This window comes from Streptomyces sp. MnatMP-M17, from assembly GCF_900091995.1.
Classification (GTDB): domain Bacteria; phylum Actinomycetota; class Actinomycetes; order Streptomycetales; family Streptomycetaceae; genus Streptomyces.
This window is the reverse complement of sequence record NZ_FMDK01001010.1, coordinates 1-1359: the sequence shown is the minus strand read 5'-3', so window position 1 is coordinate 1359 and position 1359 is coordinate 1. Positions and strand designations below refer to the sequence as shown.

Annotated in this window: 3 protein-coding genes; 1 reads left to right on the top strand and 2 read right to left on the bottom strand. The window is 66.8% G+C overall.

Annotated elements, in window-relative coordinates; translation table 11 throughout:
• The first annotated feature begins 582 nt into the window (after positions 1 to 582).
• On the top strand, positions 583 to 714 hold the full coding sequence (locus GA0115259_RS42450) for a hypothetical protein (protein WP_256098286.1): 132 nt from the start codon (positions 583 to 585) through the stop codon (positions 712 to 714).
• A gap of 82 nt (positions 715 to 796) precedes the next feature.
• Here the strand turns inward: GA0115259_RS42450 and GA0115259_RS35135 are convergent, their stop codons facing one another.
• Positions 797 to 985, bottom strand: coding sequence for a hypothetical protein (locus tag GA0115259_RS35135; RefSeq protein ID WP_093604392.1), 189 nt, complete (start codon positions 983 to 985; stop codon positions 797 to 799).
• Positions 986 to 1020: 35 nt separating this feature from the next.
• Positions 1021 to 1359: ATP-binding protein (locus GA0115259_RS35130; protein ID WP_107469367.1), on the bottom strand; the 339-nt coding region annotated here is incomplete at its 5' end.

Genomic DNA, 1359 nt, shown 5'->3' with positions numbered 1-1359 from the left:
CTTGACGCCCGGCACGACCCCGCCACAATCAAAAACAGAGGGGCGGCCCCCACGCGGCACGGGACCTACCGGTCCACCCCGACTACCTCTTGGGTCTGACCCGCACTCAACAACCCCACCCTCACAGCGGGACTGAACCCCAGCCACCCACCGGCCATTTGCCGCTGAGCCAAGCCCAGAAGCCCCATTCCACTCCTGCGCACCTCGCGCACTCCCGCGCACTCCCGCGCACTCTCGCTCACCCCGCGCACCCCAAGACGTCGGTCAAAGTTGCGGTTGGATCAGATGGTTTCCAGGTAGTCGGCATGATCGTTCTCCCGGCGGCCACCGCGTTCGCGGTCGGTGACTCCCACAGGAGGGGAACGACATGAGGAAAGCGCACACCATGTTCCGGACCGTCGTCAGTACGGCGGTGCTTGCCTTGGCTGCTCTGGCAATCCCGGGCGCAGGGCCGGCAGGCGTGGGTGGAGACGGACCGTAACACCTACTACTGGGGAGTCAGTTGGTGGAACACCACACCCGGCTACCCGTCCTCGATCGTGGCCAACGGGACAGTGAGCACGGCACCTTGGTGGCGCAAGTGTGCTGAACGAGTGCGGCGCCTACACCGTCACGTTCAAGTACCACCAGACCGGCGCGTACCACGGCAGTGACCGCGCGATCGGACCTGCTGAGCGTACGTACCAAGTCCAGGTCAACTGCGCCGCCAACTAACGGCACCCGCAGGGCAGGAACGCTCCCGACGCGGCCGTTCGCCTCCAAGAGGCCACGGCCGCCCGGCCGGGAGAAACTGCCTTTACTGCCACGACCGTCTGTCGGCGGGAGGCCGGACCGTAACGTGTATGGGATCGCGGTAGCAGTGGCAGGTGTATGTGAAGCCCTTCTCGCCGTCGGCCGGTACGGGCGGATCGGCCTCGTTCGAGGTCGCCATCGATGCGTAGAGCACGCCCACCGCCATGACGGTCGCACTGACGGCGATGGACACGACTCCCCACAGGACAGGGTCGGTTACGGGCTCCACTACGCGCCCGCGCCCGAGCCTGTACCCGCCGAGCCCTCGGCCCCGGCCCTGGTCTCGGCCAGCGTGAACCAGACGGTCTTCGCCACCGGTGCGCGGCCTCCGTACACCATGGATCCCCACTGCGCGGCGAGGTTCTCCAGGAGGAGCAAGCCACGGCCGTGTTCCTGCTCGGTATCGCTGTTGCCCGGTACGGGCAGGGCGTACGGCTTGTCGTCCTTGACGTACACCGTCACATCTCGCTGACGAACCGTCACGTCCACCTGGATCCGCCATGAGTCGGTGTGGCGGTGGGAGTTGGTGACGACTTCGGTCACGCAGAGGCGGGCGTCGTCGGCGAG